This is a genomic window from Falsiroseomonas oryziterrae (assembly GCF_021864505.1).
GTDB classification, from domain to species: domain Bacteria; phylum Pseudomonadota; class Alphaproteobacteria; order Acetobacterales; family Acetobacteraceae; genus Falsiroseomonas; species Falsiroseomonas oryziterrae.
This window is the reverse complement of sequence record NZ_JAKJIB010000435.1, coordinates 1-2,768: the sequence shown is the minus strand read 5'-3', so window position 1 is coordinate 2,768 and position 2,768 is coordinate 1. Positions and strand designations below refer to the sequence as shown.

Annotated in this window: 2 protein-coding genes; both read left to right on the top strand. The window is 74.5% G+C overall.

All coding sequences use genetic code 11. The annotated features are described in order from the left end of the window. A partial coding sequence (locus L2I40_RS21520) for a DUF4159 domain-containing protein (RefSeq protein ID WP_237217272.1) occupies window positions 1-754 on the top strand: 754 nt, incomplete at its 5' end. Between the two features lie 154 nt (window positions 755-908). Further along, window positions 909-2,768 (top strand): hypothetical protein (locus tag L2I40_RS21515; protein WP_237217271.1); only part of this gene is annotated, 1,860 nt, incomplete at its 3' end.

Genomic DNA, 2,768 nt, shown 5'->3' with positions numbered 1-2,768 from the left:
GCTCGCGCTGCTGCTGGCCGCGCCTGCCCCAGGGCAGGCGCAATCGCAGGACGGCAGCGCCGCGCTCGCGACGCGCCTCGCCTTCGTGCAGACCGGCAATGCGGAGGTGGACGAGATCTCGCGGCAGGGCCTCGCCGGGCTCTCGGACTTCGTGAACCGGCGGACGGCCGCGACGCTGGCCGAGCCGGTGGCGATCACGCCGGGACGCGACGACCTGTCCTTCTTCCCGCTGATCTACTGGCCGGTGCTGGGCGACGCGCCGCAGCCGGACGCGGCGACCGCCGCCGCGCTCAACGCCTTCATGCGCGGCGGCGGCATCATCCTGTTCGACACCCGCGACGAGGGTTCGGGCGAGGGCTTCTCGCCGGGCTCGCGCGCCGCGCTGCGGCGGCTCACGCGCGATCTCTCCGTGCCGCCGCTCGCTCCGGTGCCGGAGGAGCACGTGCTGCGCCGCGCCTTCTACCTGCTGAACGACCTGCCCGGGCGCTTCACGGGCGGCACCGTGTGGGTGGCGCGCGAGCAGGACCGCGCGAATGACAGCGTGAGTCCGGTGATCATCGGCGGGCATGATTGGGCCGCAGCCTGGGCGATCGATGCGCGCGGCAACAACCCCTATGCGGTGGTGCCCGGCGGCGCGCGGCAGCGCACGCTGGCCTATCGCTTCGGCACCAACCTCGTGATGTACGCCCTGACCGGCAACTACAAGGGCGACCAGGTCCACGTGCCGGCGATCCTGGAAAGGCTGGGCAATTGAGCGCGGTGCGGACGACGAAAGGCGCAGGCGGCCTGCACAGCAGGCCGAGCGCGCGAATGCGCGCCGCGCACCATGAGGCAGCGCCGCCGGGCGCACCGGTGGCCTGCGCGAAAGCCAAGCCCGCGAAGCGGGCGCCGGCGCTTGAGGCAGGCACATGAACCAAGTGCTTGCCGGCATCGACTTCGCGCCCGTCATCCCGCTCTGGCTGCTCGCGGCGCTCGCGATTGTCGTGCTCGCCGCCCTCGCGCCGGCGCTGCTGCGCGTCGCGACCGGCGCGGACGGCAGGCGGCGCCTCTCGCCGGCCTCGGGCGCGCTGCTGCGGCTTGCGGCCTTCGCCGCGCTGATCCTCGCGTTGGCCAATCCGCGCCTCGTGCAGGAGACGCGCGAGACGCGGCCCGACATCGCGTTGCTAGTCGTGGACCGCAGCGACAGCGCCACCCTCGGCCCGCGCGCCGCGCAGATCGCGGCGACGCGCGAGGCGATCGAATCCCGCGCGCGCCGCCTGCCCGAACTCGAGCTCCGTACGGTCGAGGTCGAGGAGGCCGGCAGCCAGGGCACGCGGCTCTGGGCGGCGATGGAGCGCGCGCTGGCCGACATCCCGCGCGCGCGCCTCTCGGGCGTCATCGCTCTGACCGACGGCCAGGTGCACGACCTGCCACCCGCGCCGGCGCTGGAAGCCCCCTTCCATCTCTTGCTCCCGGGCCGCGCCGGCGAGGTGGATCGCCGCATCCGCGTGGTGGAGGCGCCGGGCTACGGCATCGTCGGGCGCCAGGTGGAGCTGCGCGTCGTCGTCGAGGATCTGGGTGTTGCCGGCTCCGCCGGCGGGGGGGGCGCACAGCCCGGCGGCGCCGCGCGCCTGACCATCCGCCGCGACGGCGGCGTGCCGCGGGTGGAATCGGTGCCCGTCGGCCGCGAGCACCGCATCGCGCTCACCATCGAGCGCGGCGGCCAGACGGTGATCGAGATGACGGCGGAGACGCGGCCGGGCGAGGTCAGCGACCTCAACAACCGCGCCGTCGTCGCCATCAACGGCGTGCGCGACCGGCTGCGCGTGCTGCTCGTCAGCGGGGAGCCGCATGCCGGCCAGCGCACCTGGCGGCGGCTGCTCAAGGCCGACCCGAACGTGGACCTGGTGCACTTCACGATCCTGCGGCCGCCCGAGAAGGACGACCTGACGCCGCTGCATGAGCTCTCGCTGATCGCCTTCCCGGTGCGCGAGCTGTTCCAGGTGAAGCTGCGCGAGTTCGACCTGATCGTCTTCGACCGCTTCGCCAATCGCGGCCTCCTGCCGCCGGTCTATCTGCGCAACATCGCGGACTACGTGCGCGGCGGCGGTGCGCTGCTGCTCTCGGTCGGGCCGGAATTTGTCGGGCCGACGAGCCTCGCCTCGACGCCGCTCGGCCAGGTGCTGCCGGCGCGGCCACCCTCCGGCCCGGGTGCCGCACAGGCGGGACTGCTGGAGCAGGCCTACCGCCCGCGCGTCACGCCGACCGGCGCGCGCCATCCGGTGACGGAGAACCTGCCCGGCGCCAATCCGGTGGAGGGCCCAGGTGAGGCGACCTGGGGCCGCTGGTATCGCGCGATCCGCGCCGAGGCGCGCGCCGGCTCCACGCTGATGGAAGGCCCGGGCGGCACGCCGCTCATGGTGCTCGACCGCGTCGGCGAAGGGCGCGTCGCGCTCGTGTTGTCGGACCACATCTGGCTCTGGTCCCGCAACCACGAGGGCGGCGGGCCGCAGGCCGAGCTGCTGCGGCGCATCGCCCACTGGACGATGAAGGAGCCCGAACTGGAGGAGGAGGACCTGACGGCGCGCATCGAGCACGGCCAGCTGACCGTGGTGCGCCGCAGCCTCGACGCCGACCCGCCGCCGGAGATCGCGGTGACCGCGCCGGACGGTCGCGTGATCCGCGCGCGGCCGGAGGCGCGCGGCGGCCGTTCGGTGGTGGAAATGCCGGCCGCGCTGCCCGGCGTCTGGCAGGCGACCGATGGCCGGCGCACCGCCTTCGCCGCCGCC